This window comes from Candidatus Leptofilum sp. (assembly GCF_965223285.1).
In the GTDB taxonomy this organism is placed as follows: domain Bacteria; phylum Chloroflexota; class Anaerolineae; order Promineifilales; family Promineifilaceae; genus Leptofilum.
Map to the genome: position 1 here is coordinate 34,501 of NZ_OZ244997.1, position 14,527 is coordinate 49,027.

The following is a 14,527-nucleotide window of genomic DNA, read 5'->3' on the forward strand; positions in this document are numbered from 1 at the left end:
CATGAGCCTTTTTGATTAAACGGCCGTTTCCACCGGAAAACTCAACGTGAAAGTTGTAGCTTGATGGGGGATGCTGCTGACTGTAATTTTGCCATTGTGGGCAGCTATGATTTGCTTGGCAATGGCCAAACCAAGGCCACCCCCTACCCCGCCACTGTGCGTTCTGGCACGGTCGCCACGCCAAAAACGCTCAAACACAAACGGCAAATCTTCTTCGGTAATGCCTTCGCCCGTGTCGGTAACTTGAATTTGAACAGAGCCATCAACTAGCTTGGCGGTAAGGATGATACGGCCGTCTTCCGGCGTGTGCCGCAGCGCATTCACCACTAAATTACTCAATACCTGATCGAGTCTACCAGCATCACCTTGAATGTGGGTGTTGGGGGGCAAGACGGCCGTTTCCACCTGAAGTGCCACCCCTTGTGCCTCCGCCTGGCCCGAAAAGCTGGTTGCCACATCTGCCAGCAGATCAGCCACATTGACTGGTTCCAAATTTAGGGAAAGCTGCCCCGCATCTGCCAGAGAGAGCGTGTGCAAATCGGTAACCAGGCGAGAAAGCAGGCGCGTTTCGTCCAGCGTCGCCTCGATATGGTCCGGTGTAGGGTCGTAAACGCCGTCTAACACCCCTTCCAAATTCCCCTGGATGATGTGCAGCGGCGTGCGCAGCTCATGCGCCACGTCGGCCGTGAGGTTGCGCCGCTGCTGGTCGGCGCGCTGCAGCTCCTCTGTCATGTTGTTGAACGAATGGGCCAAACGGGTGAACTCATTGCGGCCGCTAAACTCCGGCACGCGCACGCTCAGGTCGCCCTCGGCGACGGCGTCAGCGGCGTTCATGACGGCTGCCAGGGGGTTGGCCACGCGGCGGAAGGTGCGGAAAGCCAGGACAGCGGCCAGCAGGGGCAGCGCAATTGCCAAGCCACAGCCGCTTACCCAAACGATAACGGCCGTTCCCGGACTCCCTTCCACCAACCGCGTAATCAACAGAGCCACAATCGTCATGCCGCCAGCCACCAGCGTGACCAACAGGCCAAACATTGCCAAAAAGCGGAAAAACATACCCCGCCGTTTACGCAAATGCTCACCGCCTTGCCAATGGGCGTGGTCTGGCCTACGCCAACGCTTTGGCCGTCGCCGAGGAATTCGGCCGGGATAATGGCGCCAATCCTTGTCCGGTTTCACGCCATCACCTCATCATTAAATTTATAGCCAATGCCGTACACCGTGAGGATGTAGATCGGTTCTGACGGGTCTGGCTCCAGCTTGCGCCGCAGGTTTTTCACGTGGGCGTCAATGCTGCGTTCGTAGGTATCGTGTGAAAAGCCGTGCAATCGCTCCAAAAGCTGTTCTCGACTGAGCGTTTGGCCGGGATGCTGTGCCAGGATAGCTAGCAGATTGAATTCGATTCGCGTAAGCTGCAACGTTTCGCCAGCCCGGCTGATCCGATGGCCGTTCAGGTCAATTTCGATGTCGCCCACCTGGATTTGCTCGGTTGGGACCAGCCCACCACGCACGCGGCGCAGCACGGCGCGCACGCGGGCTACCAGTTCTCGTGGCGAAAATGGCTTGGTGATGTAATCATCCGCGCCTAACTCCAGGCCAATCAGCCGGTCGGTTTCGTCGATGCGGGCGGTAAGCATGATGATGGGTACGTCTGATTCGCGGCGCAGGGTGCGGCAGACGTCTAGTCCGTCCAGTTCTGGCAAGTTCAAATCCAGCACCACCATGTCTGGTTTTTCGCTGCGGGCAATGGTGAGGGCGGTACGGCCGTCTCCAGCCGTCAACACCGCATACCCGCTGCGCTCCAGATAATCACGGGCCAGCTTCACAATTTTGGGCTCGTCATCAACAACTAAAATACGTTCATTCATAGCGTAAGTGTGTATGAAAAGTGTCAATCTGCCAAACGAACCGTGCCGCTCAGCGATTGCTCATTTTACAGGACGGCCGTTTACCAGTACGATTTGCCCCATGCGATTTCAACACTTGCTTCCTTTATTATTTTTGCTGGGCGTGGCGGGCTGCGGTACGGCCGTTCAATCGACCGCCACGCCAACCATCCAACCATCCCCCACGCTAAATTCGGTAGAAACAACGGTGCCACCGCCTGTCATTGCCGTTGCCACCCTTCCACCCACAAATTCATCGACTAACACGCCAACGGCCGTACCGCTACCCAACGCCACGCCTCATCCCATTGCCCCATACACCATCGACGGGCTGCGCCAACGCAGCTTTCCCGGCGGGGTTATCCAGGTGGGAGTGCTGCTGGCAGAGGAGGCAGCATTTCGCCGCTACGCCATCAGCTATCCCAGCGATGGCCTCACCATTACCGGCATTTTGCAGGTACCCGCCGGAGATGGCCCATTTCCGGTCATTATTTTGAACCACGGCTACTACGATCGCCCCACTTACTTTTCTGGCGCAGGCACTTGGCAGCAAGCAGGTTTTTTAAACCAGCGCGGCTACCTCACAATTGCCCCGGATTACCGCAGCTGGGGCGATTCTGACAGCGGGCTGAGCCTGTTCCACACGGGGCTAGTCAGCGATGTGCTAAACCTCATCGCCTCCTTGTCGTCGTTGCCCCAGGCGGATACCAGCCGAGTGGGTTTGTGGGGACACAGCATGGGGGGTGGCATTGGCACAAAGGTGCTGACGATGAGCGATGGGGTAAAAGCGGCCGTTCTCCACGCCCCCAACTCAGCCAATGACGCCGACCTCATCGCCCGCTGGGGCGCAGGCTGCCTGCCTGGGCAAACAGAATTGGTTGACCAGTGTAACCCTGCTGAACTGCTGCCCGCCAGCACACCGCAAACGCTAGTTGATGCCTACTTTGCCGCAGCCGCCAGCCCGGAAATGATGCAGCAAATCGCCCCAATTAACCATTTGGCTTACGTATCGGTGCCCGTACAAATTCACATTGGCACGGCCGATGGGGCTGGGCTGGCCGAGACCCCACCGGACTGGGCACCACGTTTGCACGAGGCGTTGCTGACTGCGGGCAAAGAAAGCACGCTTTACACCTACGAAGGCCAGGGTCATTTCTTCACCGGCACCGCCTGGACCGAAATGATGACCCGCACGGCCGATTTTTTTGACACGCATCTTTTTCAATAAGGTGTAGGAGCAGGTCTCAGACCTACTCCTATCATCATTTAGACCGTCATCACCGGTTCGTCATCGTCGCTATCGTGCATCCATTTCGGGCTTTTCTCAGGGCCGGGTTGATCATGTTTGTGATGGTGCCGCCAAGGGCCACCCCGACGCCAATGACGGCGGCCAAAAATCAACCGCATGAAGAGCATTGCCAGCAGGAAGAAGAAGCCTATCTTGAAGAAGATGGCAAAGATGCCCAGAATGCCCCAGCCAATGAAACGGCCGTGTCCGTAACCATCACGGTAAGGCGAAACGGGTGGCACAGCTTCTGCACCTTCCCCAGCAGACTCGCTGGTTTGTGCCTGAATGCCATCAGAATACCCTTCATAGTACGCAGCACGGGTGCGGCTGCCAAATCCGCCAAATATGCCAGACAGCAGCAGAATGATTAATCCAAAACCTAGTAATTTGCGAAACATGTTTGTCTCCTTTGTTTTATCCGCAGATTTCGCAGATTTGCGCAACTTGCGCGTGCAGATTTTTTTCTGTTACCTCTGTGAACTCTGTGGCTCATTAAATTTCTATGCTGGCAGTATGCAGCACAATTTTGAAGAAATTGTGAACAAGTGAGGGATAGGTGGTGAAGGTGATAAAATTGTTGCCAACTAAATCTGATCGGTCTTGTGCGATGATTATGTTAAGCAGTGAGTTTAAAAGGACCTGTCAGATTTCAATCTCAAAAACCAATTTGGAGGTTTTCATGTCTAAAATTCGTTGGGGATTGCTATCAACGGCTAACATCAATCGGCGACTGATTCCCGTTATCAGGGAATCAGCCAGGGGAGAGCTGGTGGCGATGGCCAGCCGCAGTCAGGAGGCTGCACAGGCGTACGCCGACAAGTGGGACATCCCCCAGGCGTTTGGCAGCTATGAGGCGATGTTGGCTTCGGATGCAATAGATGCCGTCTACATTGGGCTGCCCAACCATTTACATGCGGAATGGTCGATCAAGGCGATGCGCCAGGGCAAGCATGTGATGTGCGAAAAGCCCTTTGCGCTGACGCTGGCTGAGGTGGATGAGATGACGGCCGTTTCCCAACAAACGGGCTGTTACCTAGCAGAAGCATTCATGTACCGGCACCATCCCCAGACCAAAATTGTGGGGGAACTGGTGCAGAACGGCCGTCTTGGGCGTGTCACCTTGGTGCGGGGCATCTTCAACTTCGCCTTCAACAATCGTGAAAATATTCGGCTACAGCCAGAGCTGGGGGGCGGCTGCTTGTGGGATGTGGGCGTCTATCCGCTCAGTTTAGCGCAATACATTTTTGGTGGCCCACCACAGCAGGCGGCTGGGCATCAATGGGTTGGTGAAAGCAGGGTGGATGAGCTGTTTTCGGGGCAAATGCAGTACGCTAACGGGGGCGTGGCGCAAATAAGTTCATCTTTTTGTACGCCCTGGTACACCTATGCTGAGATTTTGGGCACCGAGGGACGGCTCACGCTCAATCGGCCGTTTGTGGCTTTGAATGACGGCCAACGCAAGCTAATGTTTTACCCCAAAGAGGGTGAGCCGGAAGAGATTGCCGTGCCGGAGAAGGAGTTGTATCTAGGTGAGGTTGAGGATTTGCACGCAGCGGTGTTGGACGGCCGTTCCCCATACCTCACTTTTGCCGAAACGCGCAACCACATCAAAACCGTCCTGGCACTGTACAAATCGGCTCAAACGGGCCAGGTCATTTCACTTTAATTGAATGGGACCCGGATGACGCAGACTTTTTTGCTCCGCGTTCATCCGCGCTCGCCTGCGTCCAATTGTTGAGTAATTGTCACGTCTCCGTCTAAAATGGTGAGACGAATGTGATGGTGATGAGTACGGCCGTCTTCCTCAAAAATCCTCGGTACGCGAGCAGCGTTGATGTAATGAATGCCGTCCCGCTCTAAATGCCAGGTACGTGGCCCCGCTTGTTTGACATGATGGTGCATATGCCCCGCTACCACAGCCAGCACCGTTTTCTCTTGCTGTCGGGCAAAATCAATCGCTTCGCGTAAATCCGAATCACCAAAATCTTCTGCTGGGGACCCAAAATCTTTACCCCAAATTGATGTGCGGTTACTGCCCAGCCCCGTGGGGCCATTGTGCGCCAGGAAGATAAGCCGCTGCTGGGGCGTTTGTTCCACAAGCTGGCACAATCGTGCTGCGGATTCGGCCATCGTCCCCACGCCAAACTCGCGCATTAGCTGCGGTTGGCAATGCAGCACGGAGCCACCCATCGCAAACGGCCGTCCCACCACCACGGCCACATCTTCACTTCCTGGCATCGGATGCACCGAGTAACCACCAACCTGCACGTTGCCCAAGGCACGCTGCCACTGCTGCAAGCGGGGTGCCTGCCTCCAGGCAAACCAATGGCGTACCCAAAGCGGCCATTGCTTAATTTCTGCCACAAGCTGGGGCAAGGTGAGCGTATCGTGGTTGCCTGGGATCATGAGCGTGGGCTTTTGCAACTGTGCCATCTGCCTGGCAACGGCTAGCCCTTCCCAGTGCCACAGGTTGGCTAAATCGCCTGTACAGAGCAAAAAATCGTAGTCGGATTGGTTGAACTGGTTAACGTCTTGTTGATCAAACTGGCGATGGATGTCGCCGATGAGGGCAATTTTGGTGGGTTTGCTCATAGCTCCCAATTATGGCACACAATACAAGCGATGTCCGAATTTTTAACGCAAAGAACGCAAAGGAGCGGAAGAAGCAAAGTTTCTTTCCATTTACCCTTTGCCTCTTTGCATCTTTGCGTCAAAGTTTTTCAGAGAGACTTCAAGTAGCTGATCAAGAGACGGCCGATCCACCGGGTCGCTGCTGGGATGGGCAAGAAGAAGACGGCCGTTTCCCCCCACCACAAAATCCCCGCCGAGCTGGTGTGTATCCCCCCGGTTTCCCAATGTTTCTCGCCCTTGCAGCTTGGCTCTGGTGTAATAGAGCACGCTGCGCGGACTCCAGGCGCGTATAGCTGAGCTTTTCAAGCCATACGCCTGATACGCGGCTAACTGTTGATCAACCAAAAAGGAAAAGGGAGATTGGGTTTCTTGCAGCCAAACGTTGGACCAATAGTTTGTGCCAAATGAAATGGTGGCAATTTGTACATTGGCAGCTTCAAACTGCTCCTGATGGGCCACAACCTGGGCCACATGATCGCGACAGGGCAGTCAGGCCAGGTGGCGCAAAAAGATTAGCAGCGCCGTACGGCCGTTGCCCCACAAAGATGAGAGCGGTACGGCCGTTCCGTCCAGGTTTCTCAAGGTGGCATCTGGAGCAGTTTGGCCCACAGTTAATTTTGGCATGAATCCTCTTATAGAAACCAGCCGCGGATTACGCAGATTTTATCCGTGAAAATCCGCGCAATCCGTGGCTCTTTATTGCAGGTGGCGGCTGGCCCAGACAAGCCGCTGCACAATGGTAATAACCACTAGCAGCCCCATCAGACTAAATAGCCAAAGGAGGACGCTGGGAAAAATGAGAAAAGCGGAGTAAAAAACAATCGTCTCTGTACCCCCCACCAAGCCCGCTGGCATCACTACCGAGGTGAGCCGATGGGTGGGCTGATGGCTGCGCTTTTCCAAAATGGCGGCCAGATACATCCACGAAGCACCGTTGACATAAAATGTTGAGAGCAAAAAGATGAGGGCGTAGGTAACGGCCGTTTCCATCTGCCCAAACGCCAGCCCAATGGGAACGGCCGCATACACCACATAATCAATAATAATGTCCAGATAGCCACCAAAATCAGATTGGCTATCCGAAACACGGGCTACAGCCCCATCCAGGCCATCCAAAATGCGATTGAGCCACCACAGCAGCACCGCCAGCAAGTAAGATTGTTGCCAAGCTGCCAACGCCGCCCCAATCCCGGCAATCAACCCCATGACTGAAAACAGCCAGGGCGGTACCACCTGCACCAGTTCTGCCACCGGGTTGAAAACGGTATCTTTCACCAGGCGCATCCGTTCATCAAACATCAAGCAGCTCCCTTCATCCGTTTGTAAAGCAAATAGCCCACCAACAGTCCGTCCAGCAGATGCTCTAGCAGGCGGAAAGTGCGGCCACCATGTTTTGGGTCCCAATAGCTAATGGGAGATTGAAATCGTTTGTGCCAATCTAGTGGAAACAGCAGTACGGGGCCGTCGTCGGCGTGGGTAAGAATGTCTACGGCCGTATGCAAACCAGCCCCCAACACAAACCAGAGCAGCCACCGCTGCCGTAGCAACAAACCGACCAAGGCCAGAGCAAACAGGGGTAGCGGCGCATGTAAGCTGTTGTGCGCCGCGATCCACCACGGGTTGTGAAAATAAAGCTGGTTGTAGGTAGGGCTGCATCGCGTTTTGTCCGGGAGATGGGCGCGAATGAAGCGACGATCCAGTACGTAGCCCACACTCAGCAAGGCCAGCGGCACATCTGGAGCCACAGAGCCAGCCAGCATGGCAGCTTCAGCCTGCGGCGATTGGGGTTTGGTGGTGTGTTTAAGAACGGCCGTTAACAAAAAGTGTGAATATGTCTGCATAAAATTGGTTATTGTCGCTTCTGGAATTTTTTTCTGTGCTGCCAGTTGAGATACGGCCGTGCAAATTCAACTTTCTCTTTTGCGCCGTATTTCAATAAATCCCACATCGTCAGATTGCCAAAAAAGTGGGCTTTGTACGCGCCGGAGCGCATAAAGCCTTCGCCGGGCTTGAGCAAGCTGAGGCGCAGCTTGTTTTTGGGCAGGTACGTTTTGCCATCCAACAGAGCAACAAATGGGTCTGCAATCCACGCTAGGTTACGGAAAATTTGGTTAATTTCAGCAACGGTGGCATCTACAACCGTTTCATCATGCGGATCAACGTTTTCGATGAGCGTATCAACCTTGTCGGCCACCTCATCAAATTCTGGGTATCCGCCACCACACAGCTTCAGCGTCACCAATTGATCATAATATCCCTGCCGATCTTGACCAGTTTGAAGGGTTTGCGCACGCATCATGTTCAGTTTGACGAGTTCCGTATACGCACCCAGCAGCCACATCACGCTGTACATCTGCCACAGCTTGTAATTGCCAAACGAGCGGTAGCTGTTAGCAATGAGCCGATCGGCGGAGCAAACAAAATTGTGCGTCACCGTCTGCAAATCGGTAAAGGCGTTGGCGGAGTAATCCCCCGTTTTTTCTGCTTGCAGCAGTTGATGGGCCAGGACGAAAACGGCCGTTAACGTACTGTACAACCCCTTGGAATACAGCGGATCAACAAAGCCCGCCGCGTGTCCCAGCAACGCCCAGCGGTCGCCCACCACCTGGCGCGTGTTGTATTGCAGCCGATCGGCTCGTACCCAACCGCGCACTGCCTGGGCCTTTTCAAACTGTTTGGCAATGTTGGGGAATTGTTGGATAAAGCCAAAAAATTCCTCTTCCGGAGTCAAATCGGATCGCGGCGGATAGATGCGCGGGTCTAGCAGCAGCCCCACGCTGCACAGCGGATTGGTTGATTCGGCATGGTTGTCGAACGGAATTACCCAGAGCCAGCCCCCTTCAAACAGGTGGTGCAAGGTTCCTTCCGCCATCGGGAAGGGCAAATCATAAGCTGACTGGTTTTGGTTGGCGCGAGCATGGCCCAGCACGTTGATCATGTGGGTAAACATGCCGCGCGAGTGCGTCTGCAAATTGAAATCCCGCTCCCCGTATTTTTGGGCCAAAATGGAGCGGAAGCCGCCCGCATCCACCACAAATTTGGCCGTCACGGGGTCGCCTTTGACGGAAAAAATAGTTATGTGGTCGTCATGGAGTTGTACGTCTTGCACGGCCGTCTGCTGCCGAACCTGTGCGCCGTAGGAAACGGCCGTACTCATCATGAAGTAATCCGTATCTTGCCGGTACAGGTGCAGCTCATGGCCGTGTGGCTCTTTGGGAATAATTGCCTGAAGCGTATGTTGCGGATTGTGCGGCTGCCCTTTTTTATGATGCAAAAAGCCAAAATGCCGCTTGATGCCGTGGGTCGTGCCTGCGAATGCCAGAAAATTCTCGGTGCTAAAGTAAGCCAGTTCCGGCACGTCGTAAAAATGGGCCAACGCCCGCATCAGCTCCGACGTTTCTAAAATGAGCGATTCGCCAATAGCAAAACGCGGGTGCGACTTTGCTTCAAAAATCACCACCCGCTGCCCGTGCCGCGCCAGAATCGCTCCTAACGCACTCCCGCTGATACCAGAGCCAATAATCGCAATGTCAAAATCCGTCTGCGTCATAAACCTTCCTCAAACCCCTTTTTCCCTAAGCACCTCAACTTTCCCGTGTCATGCTGAACAGAATTTCCAGTCTCCAATCTCTATTTAACGCCGCCAAGCGAGCCATTTGTTAAATAACTTAGCCACAAACGGCGTCAGGCGGGTGCGGTTCCAGGCATCGGCCGTTTTCTTAATCGCTTCTGCCTGCGTAGGGTACGGATGAATCGTCTGCGACAACGTGCTCAAGCCCTTGCCCGCCATCATCGCCGTGGTGATTTCGCTAATCATCTCTCCCGCGTGCCGCCCCACAATGGTTGCGCCCAGAATTTTGTCTGTGCCTTTGCGAACGTAAATCTTCACAAAGCCGTCATCACTATCCGCCCGACCGCGATCCGTATCCTGAATTTTGTGGCTGAAGGTGTCTACCGCGATGCCCTGCGCCTCGGCTTCGTAAGCAAACATCCCTACGTGAGCAACTTCCGGGTCGGTGTACACCGTCCAGGGAATAATCAAATCGCTGTACTTCTTACGACCAAGAAAGAACGCATTTTGGATGACCATGCGGGCGGTGGCGTCGGCCGTGTGGGTAAACATGGCCGGAATGGCAACGTCGCCTGCGCCGAACACATCTGGATTAGTCGTTTGCAGTCGGTCGTTCACATCCAGCCCTTTCTTGCTGTACCGTATTCCGGCCGCTTCCAATCCTAATCCTTCTACATTGGGTTGGCGGCCAGCAGCAAGTAAGATTTCATCCACTGCCAACGTGTGCGCGTCGCCATCGTATTCAAAATGGATGATTTTTTCGCCACCTACGGTTTCAATTTTTCCGGTTCTGCTCTCTAAATAAAATTGCACGCCATCGGCTTCCAATGCGCCGCGCACCAGAGCAATCCCTTCTGGGTCGCTCAGCCCGCCGATGGTCGGCAGCAGATCAAACACACTTACCTCGCTGCCAAAGCGGGCAAAGGCTTGGGCCATCTCGGCCCCAATTGGCCCCGCCCCGATGATTGCCAAACGGCGGGGCAACTCGGTTAACTCAAAAACACCTTCGTTGGTGATGTAACCTGCCTCGGCCAGCCCAGGAATGGGAATGGCGGCGGCGCGAGAGCCGGTGGCGATGACCGCTTTGCTAAATTCGATGGTACGGCCGTCTACCTCAAACGTGTTCTTCCCCGTAAATTGACCATCCCCCAGATACAAATCAATGCCCAGGTCACGGAAGCGGGTGGCGGCATCATGGTAGCTAATTTCAGAGCGAATTTTGCGCATCCGCTGCATGACGGTGGCAAAATCAACCGTCACGTCGCCACCCACGTGCACACCCAGCTCAGCTGCGCGGCGAATATCGCCGACCGCTTTGGCGGAGCGCAGCACCGTTTTGGAAGGAACACAGCCTGCATTCAAGCAATCACCGCCTAGCAGATGCTTTTCTACCAACGCCACTTTAGCCCCCAGGCCACGGGCCCCCACGGCCGCTACCAATCCCGCCGATCCCCCACCAATGACGAGCAAATTGTAACGGCCGTCTGGCATGGGGTTTTGCCAATCAGCCGGATGGGCATTCTTGACCAAAATATCATTGTATTCATCAAACGGTGCAACCTTAATTTCGGCAACCATGTGTCATACTCCTGCAACGCTATTTTTTTGATGCGAAAGGGGCAATTGGTAAGAAAGGAGGTGTGAAAAGGGACTTTCCCTTTTCACACCGTCATAATTAACTTGCTGCCTTTGCTTCTCGTCCTTTGACGAAGCGAGACAGGCCAATGCTTACCAAAATGAGGACAATAGAAAAGGTTAAAGACAGCGGATCAAGCTGAATGTTGCCAGCCATCAACGCTTCCAGCGTGCCAAAAGATCCACCCAACAGCACGACAGAAATGGTGCCAGGCAAAGAGCCAACGGCCGTTGCCAACAAAAACGGCTGCCATTTAATCTTTAAGAAGCCAGCGGCATAATTTACCAAATCGTATGGCAAAAAGATAAGCCGCATGACCAAAACAGTTTCAAAGCTATTGTTACGCAAGCGACGGGTATATTTCTGGATAACGTTGGTATCTTCCTCGTCATCAAGCAAACCCTGGCCAAAGTAACGCCCCACCCCATAAGCCATCATGGCCGACGCATTGCCGCCCAAAACGGTATATAAAATACCAATCGGACCAAAAAGAAAACCAGCCAGCAAAGTGAGTAATGTAGCCGGGAAGAAGAGCAACGGCCGTAACGTGTAAAGCAAAACAAAAAAGAGCGGACCAGCAAACGAACTTGTCAAAAAGTCTACAATGAGGGCCAAACTGTCTGCCAACGTTAAATTGTTAACCTGGGTATAAATGTAATAGCCCCCCACCAACAAGCTCCAAAACAAAAGTGCCAATAACTTCGCCCCATGCTGCTTCAAAAAGGATGGCCCCTGTGGCAGCAGCGTTGTGGGGCGTTGTGCAAAATCTTCATTCATCAATCCTCAATCTCCTAATTTTGTGATCAAATTCAGTTAGCTTTATGACTATCCATGACACAGAAGCGTTCACCGTAGAAAATCTTACAAACAAAAGATTAAGAAACCCTAACATTCAGGGGAAAATTAGCTGCGACTCATAAACATTATTCGGCCGTTTGCAAAATATGGATTGATTCAAGGGCGAGTTCCCGCAGATCTTCCTCTGGCTCAAGGGCAAGGAGCGTTTCGTAATCGGCAATGGCGGCGGGGTAGTTGCCTAGTTGGGTGTAGGCAGCCGCCCGATAAACGTAAATTGAAGGGAAGGTAGTCGGGTGCAGAGCCACGACGCGATCAAAATCGGCAACGGCCGTTTCATAATCTCCCAGAGCCATTTGTGCCTCCCCACGTGCCCAGATTGCCTGGGCAAACTGTGCGTCCAAAGTAATGGCACGGTCAAATTCCGTAATCGCCTCATCGTATTGACCCGATTCCAGATAAACAACCCCCTGTTGGTACGCATCCACCGCGCGCCCCGGAAACAACTCCCGCCAGCCAAGCCCCAACAGCAAGCCCACCAACACAATCAACGCCCAGCGCAAAAAACCACGTGCCGACGCCGCAAAGAACGGCCGTTTTTGAGTCAACATTGGCTGCAATTCGGGCGGAAGTTTGGGGGCGGCCACCACGTCACCCCCCTCGGCCAAAATTTCATCCAGCAGGCGCGTTTCAAACGGTACAGAGCCTAAATCCACCGATTTTTGGAGTAGACGTTTGCTTTGCAAAGCGGCCGTTTTGGCCAAGGCCAACTCCCCCTCCAATAACAACATCTGCGCCCGCACCCGCAGCAAAATCTGCTCCACCTCTAGTGCCAGCGCGTTGTACTGCTCTGGTTGGATATGTGACAGCCACTCTTGCGCCCGTGCCAAATCTCGCTCATAGCGGGCCACAAAATAAGCTGCACTGGCAAAAATAATCGGAGACTGTTGCTTGGGTGGCCGATGCAGCAATAAACGAAGGGTCTTGTCCAGAAAAACGGCTGCTTCTGTCACTTCCCCCTTATCCAATGCCTGCAAATGGGCCACGTAATGCCCCACCAACGCCTCACTGCTGTCTGGCGGCGCGGCCAACGTTGCGGCTATAAAATTGGCATCCATCTGGGCAGGCCGCACGCCACGCAGCGAGGCTTCGATTAAATTTGTAAGTGCCAACTGCCGGGTCAGGGCCGCCCCACCCCGCCACATCTGCCAAATGCGCGCCATATCGGTGTATCTATTGCCAATCTTTTGCGGAACGGCCGTGGCTGGTAGCAACATCACGGCCGAAAGCACGAGCCACAGCAAAGCCAACCCCAACCCATAGCCAATCCCTTCCAACCGCAAAGCGAAATTCACGCCCAGAATCAACAGCAGTTTCAGCAACGTTGCCAGCGGGCCACCGGCCAACATCACCATACGTCGCCGCCGAAAATCACCAAATTGCCTTGGTACCATCAAGGCCCGTCCTTGCCACTGCACCACGTTGGTATGAATCAGGCTCAGGCGTGTGCCACCCGCCTCGCGGGCAATACGCAGCGGGCCGAAGGTAACCAGCACAAAGCGAAAGCCTACTAACCAACCAGCCAGCAGATGCCCCAGCTCATGCCACACAACTGATAAAAAGAGTGCCAGCGGAAACAGTAAAAAGGTGCTCAAGATGAGAACGGCCGTTGACGGCACCAAAAAATCCGGGCGTGGAGCGCGCAAAACCAGCGGCAGCAGCAGCACCATACAGCCAATCATAATCACGCTGCCAACCAATCGCTGCCATCTTTGAGACTTCTTTTGCTGGGGTGTTGGCACCTCCCCAATCTGCTCTGGCAAAATCTGCAACCTCATAGCGCAGAAGTATAGCCAGCCGTACAATTGTGCACAATGCAGCTTGCAAGATTAGAACATAAGAGCTAAACTTGATACGCTTACATCAGTTTGTTCAAATCACAAAAGGTGGAGTTTATGAACGACTTTCAGCCCAAAATCACCCTCGTCAAAATACCTGTTTCAAACATTGAAAAATCGGTAGCCTATTACCGGGATGTGCTTGGGCTACCAGAATCTTTTAGTGCCCTGGAATATGGTTGGGCGCAGCTAGAGGTGGGCAGTTTGCCCTTCTGCCTCTACGAAGCAGGCAAAGGGGGCGGTGGTGGCACTCCCGGCACCTGCGATGCCGTTCACTTTGCCGTCTCTGATGCAGCTGCCAGCTATGAAGCGCTTGCGGTACGTGGCGCAAACATTCCTAGTGGCCTAGAGACCAGTGCCGATGGCATGCGCTTCTTTGACATTCACGATCCTGATGGCAATTTGATCAAAGTCGTCCAAAGGAAAGCATAATTCAACCTCCCCGAGGTCATTTTTAAGCGAGGAACCCTATGAGTGAACCCCAAGTTGGTATTTATTTGATTGTCGAGTTTGAATGGCCACGGCCGTTTTCTCAAGAACACGCCCAAAACGCCCGCAAGCTGCACGATGTGCTGCAGGGCAAAGATTGGATCAAAGAAGTCGTGGCCGCAAGCGGTGGCATTGGGGATGGTCCCCCGTCCGTCTGGATTTTGTGGCTGCGAAACTACGCCGCCCTGGATCGCCTCCTTCACGCGCAGGAAGACCCGGTGAGTCAGGCATACAATCTGTTCTTCAGCCAGATGCCCGTCGTTAAGGACAAAATCCGCGAACAGGTCGATTTTGGTTAGCCCACCCACAGGGAATTTCTACGAAGAGGTGTCT

Annotated in this window: 16 protein-coding genes; 4 read left to right on the top strand and 12 right to left on the bottom strand. The window is 53.9% G+C overall.

Going from position 1 to position 14,527, the window contains the following annotated elements; genetic code table 11:
* Nucleotides 1–15 precede the first annotated feature (15 nt).
* Together ACOQPU_RS00660 and ACOQPU_RS00665 are read right to left on the bottom strand one after the other, a co-directional pair.
* A complete protein-coding gene (locus ACOQPU_RS00660) occupies nt 16–1,179 on the bottom strand; it encodes a sensor histidine kinase (RefSeq protein ID WP_420643210.1) in 1,164 nt (387 codons plus the stop codon).
* Nucleotides 1,176–1,868, bottom strand: a complete 693-nt coding sequence (locus ACOQPU_RS00665) for a response regulator (protein WP_420643211.1) — start codon at nt 1,866–1,868, stop codon at nt 1,176–1,178. Before ACOQPU_RS00665 ends, ACOQPU_RS00660 begins: the two co-directional genes overlap by 4 nt.
* A gap of 13 nt (nt 1,869–1,881) precedes the next feature.
* On the opposite strand from ACOQPU_RS00665, the gene ACOQPU_RS00670 reads away from it, so the two are divergent.
* Nucleotides 1,882–3,114: an alpha/beta hydrolase family protein gene (locus ACOQPU_RS00670; RefSeq protein WP_420643212.1), complete on the top strand. Its 1,233-nt coding sequence runs from the start codon at nt 1,882–1,884 to the stop codon at nt 3,112–3,114.
* A 38-nt stretch (nt 3,115–3,152) separates the two neighbouring features.
* On the opposite strand, the gene ACOQPU_RS00675 is transcribed toward ACOQPU_RS00670, so the two are convergent.
* Nucleotides 3,153–3,572 (bottom strand): hypothetical protein, encoded by a 420-nt coding sequence (locus ACOQPU_RS00675; RefSeq protein WP_420643213.1) that lies wholly within the window; start codon nt 3,570–3,572, stop codon nt 3,153–3,155.
* Nucleotides 3,573–3,853: 281 nt separating this feature from the next.
* Here ACOQPU_RS00675 and ACOQPU_RS00680 point away from each other — a divergent pair, with 281 nt between their 5' ends.
* Complete coding sequence (locus tag ACOQPU_RS00680; RefSeq protein ID WP_420643214.1) at nt 3,854–4,840, top strand: Gfo/Idh/MocA family protein; 987 nt, start codon at nt 3,854–3,856, stop codon at nt 4,838–4,840.
* A 41-nt stretch (nt 4,841–4,881) separates the two neighbouring features.
* On the opposite strand, the gene ACOQPU_RS00685 is transcribed toward ACOQPU_RS00680, so the two are convergent.
* The 9 genes from ACOQPU_RS00685 to ACOQPU_RS00725 form a co-directional block, all read right to left on the bottom strand.
* Nucleotides 4,882–5,766, bottom strand: coding sequence for a metallophosphoesterase (locus ACOQPU_RS00685; RefSeq protein WP_420643215.1), 885 nt, complete (start codon nt 5,764–5,766; stop codon nt 4,882–4,884).
* A 90-nt stretch (nt 5,767–5,856) separates the two neighbouring features.
* Nucleotides 5,857–6,294, bottom strand: a complete 438-nt coding sequence (locus ACOQPU_RS00690) for an AhpC/TSA family protein (RefSeq protein ID WP_420645880.1) — start codon at nt 6,292–6,294, stop codon at nt 5,857–5,859.
* Nucleotides 6,295–6,429, bottom strand: a complete 135-nt coding sequence (locus tag ACOQPU_RS00695) for a hypothetical protein (RefSeq protein ID WP_420643216.1) — start codon at nt 6,427–6,429, stop codon at nt 6,295–6,297.
* A gap of 72 nt (nt 6,430–6,501) precedes the next feature.
* Nucleotides 6,502–7,104, bottom strand: a complete 603-nt coding sequence (locus tag ACOQPU_RS00700; RefSeq protein ID WP_420643217.1) for a CDP-alcohol phosphatidyltransferase family protein — start codon at nt 7,102–7,104, stop codon at nt 6,502–6,504.
* Nucleotides 7,104–7,646: a zinc dependent phospholipase C family protein gene (locus ACOQPU_RS00705; RefSeq protein WP_420643218.1), complete on the bottom strand. Its 543-nt coding sequence runs from the start codon at nt 7,644–7,646 to the stop codon at nt 7,104–7,106. The genes ACOQPU_RS00700 and ACOQPU_RS00705 overlap by 1 nt, the downstream gene beginning before the upstream one ends.
* Nucleotides 7,647–7,654: 8 nt before the next feature.
* On the bottom strand, nt 7,655–9,355 hold the full coding sequence (locus ACOQPU_RS00710) for an NAD(P)/FAD-dependent oxidoreductase (protein WP_420643219.1): 1,701 nt from the start codon (nt 9,353–9,355) through the stop codon (nt 7,655–7,657).
* 84 nt (nt 9,356–9,439) lie between these two features.
* The gene (locus tag ACOQPU_RS00715; RefSeq protein WP_420643220.1) at nt 9,440–10,954 is read right to left on the bottom strand and encodes a mercuric reductase; all 1,515 of its coding nucleotides are present in this window, start codon (nt 10,952–10,954) and stop codon (nt 9,440–9,442) included.
* Nucleotides 10,955–11,051: 97 nt separating this feature from the next.
* Nucleotides 11,052–11,789, bottom strand: coding sequence for a TVP38/TMEM64 family protein (locus ACOQPU_RS00720; protein ID WP_420643221.1), 738 nt, complete (start codon nt 11,787–11,789; stop codon nt 11,052–11,054).
* A gap of 146 nt (nt 11,790–11,935) precedes the next feature.
* Entirely contained in the window at nt 11,936–13,645 is a 1,710-nt protein-coding gene (locus ACOQPU_RS00725; protein WP_420643222.1) for a tetratricopeptide repeat protein, read from the bottom strand.
* 117 nt (nt 13,646–13,762) lie between these two features.
* On the opposite strand from ACOQPU_RS00725, the gene ACOQPU_RS00730 reads away from it, so the two are divergent.
* Both ACOQPU_RS00730 and ACOQPU_RS00735 read left to right on the top strand, forming a co-directional pair.
* Nucleotides 13,763–14,137: a VOC family protein gene (locus ACOQPU_RS00730; protein WP_420643223.1), complete on the top strand. Its 375-nt coding sequence runs from the start codon at nt 13,763–13,765 to the stop codon at nt 14,135–14,137.
* 38 nt (nt 14,138–14,175) lie between these two features.
* Nucleotides 14,176–14,493, top strand: coding sequence for a hypothetical protein (locus ACOQPU_RS00735; RefSeq protein WP_420643224.1), 318 nt, complete (start codon nt 14,176–14,178; stop codon nt 14,491–14,493).
* Nucleotides 14,494–14,527: the final 34 nt, after the last annotated feature.

Bases quoted from the DNA above. Each gene is read 5' to 3' on its own strand.
- ACOQPU_RS00665 (WP_420643211.1), bottom strand. From the start codon at position 1,868: ATGAATGAACGTATTTTAGTTGTTGATGACGAGCCCAAAATTGTGAAG.
- ACOQPU_RS00670 (WP_420643212.1), top strand. From the start codon at position 1,882: ATGAAAAGTGTCAATCTGCCAAACGAACCGTGCCGCTCAGCGATTGCT.
- ACOQPU_RS00675 (WP_420643213.1), bottom strand. From the start codon at position 3,572: ATGTTTCGCAAATTACTAGGTTTTGGATTAATCATTCTGCTGCTGTCT.
- ACOQPU_RS00680 (WP_420643214.1), top strand. From the start codon at position 3,854: ATGTCTAAAATTCGTTGGGGATTGCTATCAACGGCTAACATCAATCGG.
- ACOQPU_RS00685 (WP_420643215.1), bottom strand. From the start codon at position 5,766: ATGAGCAAACCCACCAAAATTGCCCTCATCGGCGACATCCATCGCCAG.
- ACOQPU_RS00695 (WP_420643216.1), bottom strand. From the start codon at position 6,429: ATGCCAAAATTAACTGTGGGCCAAACTGCTCCAGATGCCACCTTGAGA.
- ACOQPU_RS00700 (WP_420643217.1), bottom strand. From the start codon at position 7,104: ATGTTTGATGAACGGATGCGCCTGGTGAAAGATACCGTTTTCAACCCG.
- ACOQPU_RS00705 (WP_420643218.1), bottom strand. From the start codon at position 7,646: ATGCAGACATATTCACACTTTTTGTTAACGGCCGTTCTTAAACACACC.
- ACOQPU_RS00710 (WP_420643219.1), bottom strand. From the start codon at position 9,355: ATGACGCAGACGGATTTTGACATTGCGATTATTGGCTCTGGTATCAGC.
- ACOQPU_RS00715 (WP_420643220.1), bottom strand. From the start codon at position 10,954: ATGGTTGCCGAAATTAAGGTTGCACCGTTTGATGAATACAATGATATT.
- ACOQPU_RS00720 (WP_420643221.1), bottom strand. From the start codon at position 11,789: ATGAATGAAGATTTTGCACAACGCCCCACAACGCTGCTGCCACAGGGG.
- ACOQPU_RS00725 (WP_420643222.1), bottom strand. From the start codon at position 13,645: ATGAGGTTGCAGATTTTGCCAGAGCAGATTGGGGAGGTGCCAACACCC.
- ACOQPU_RS00730 (WP_420643223.1), top strand. From the start codon at position 13,763: ATGAACGACTTTCAGCCCAAAATCACCCTCGTCAAAATACCTGTTTCA.
- ACOQPU_RS00735 (WP_420643224.1), top strand. From the start codon at position 14,176: ATGAGTGAACCCCAAGTTGGTATTTATTTGATTGTCGAGTTTGAATGG.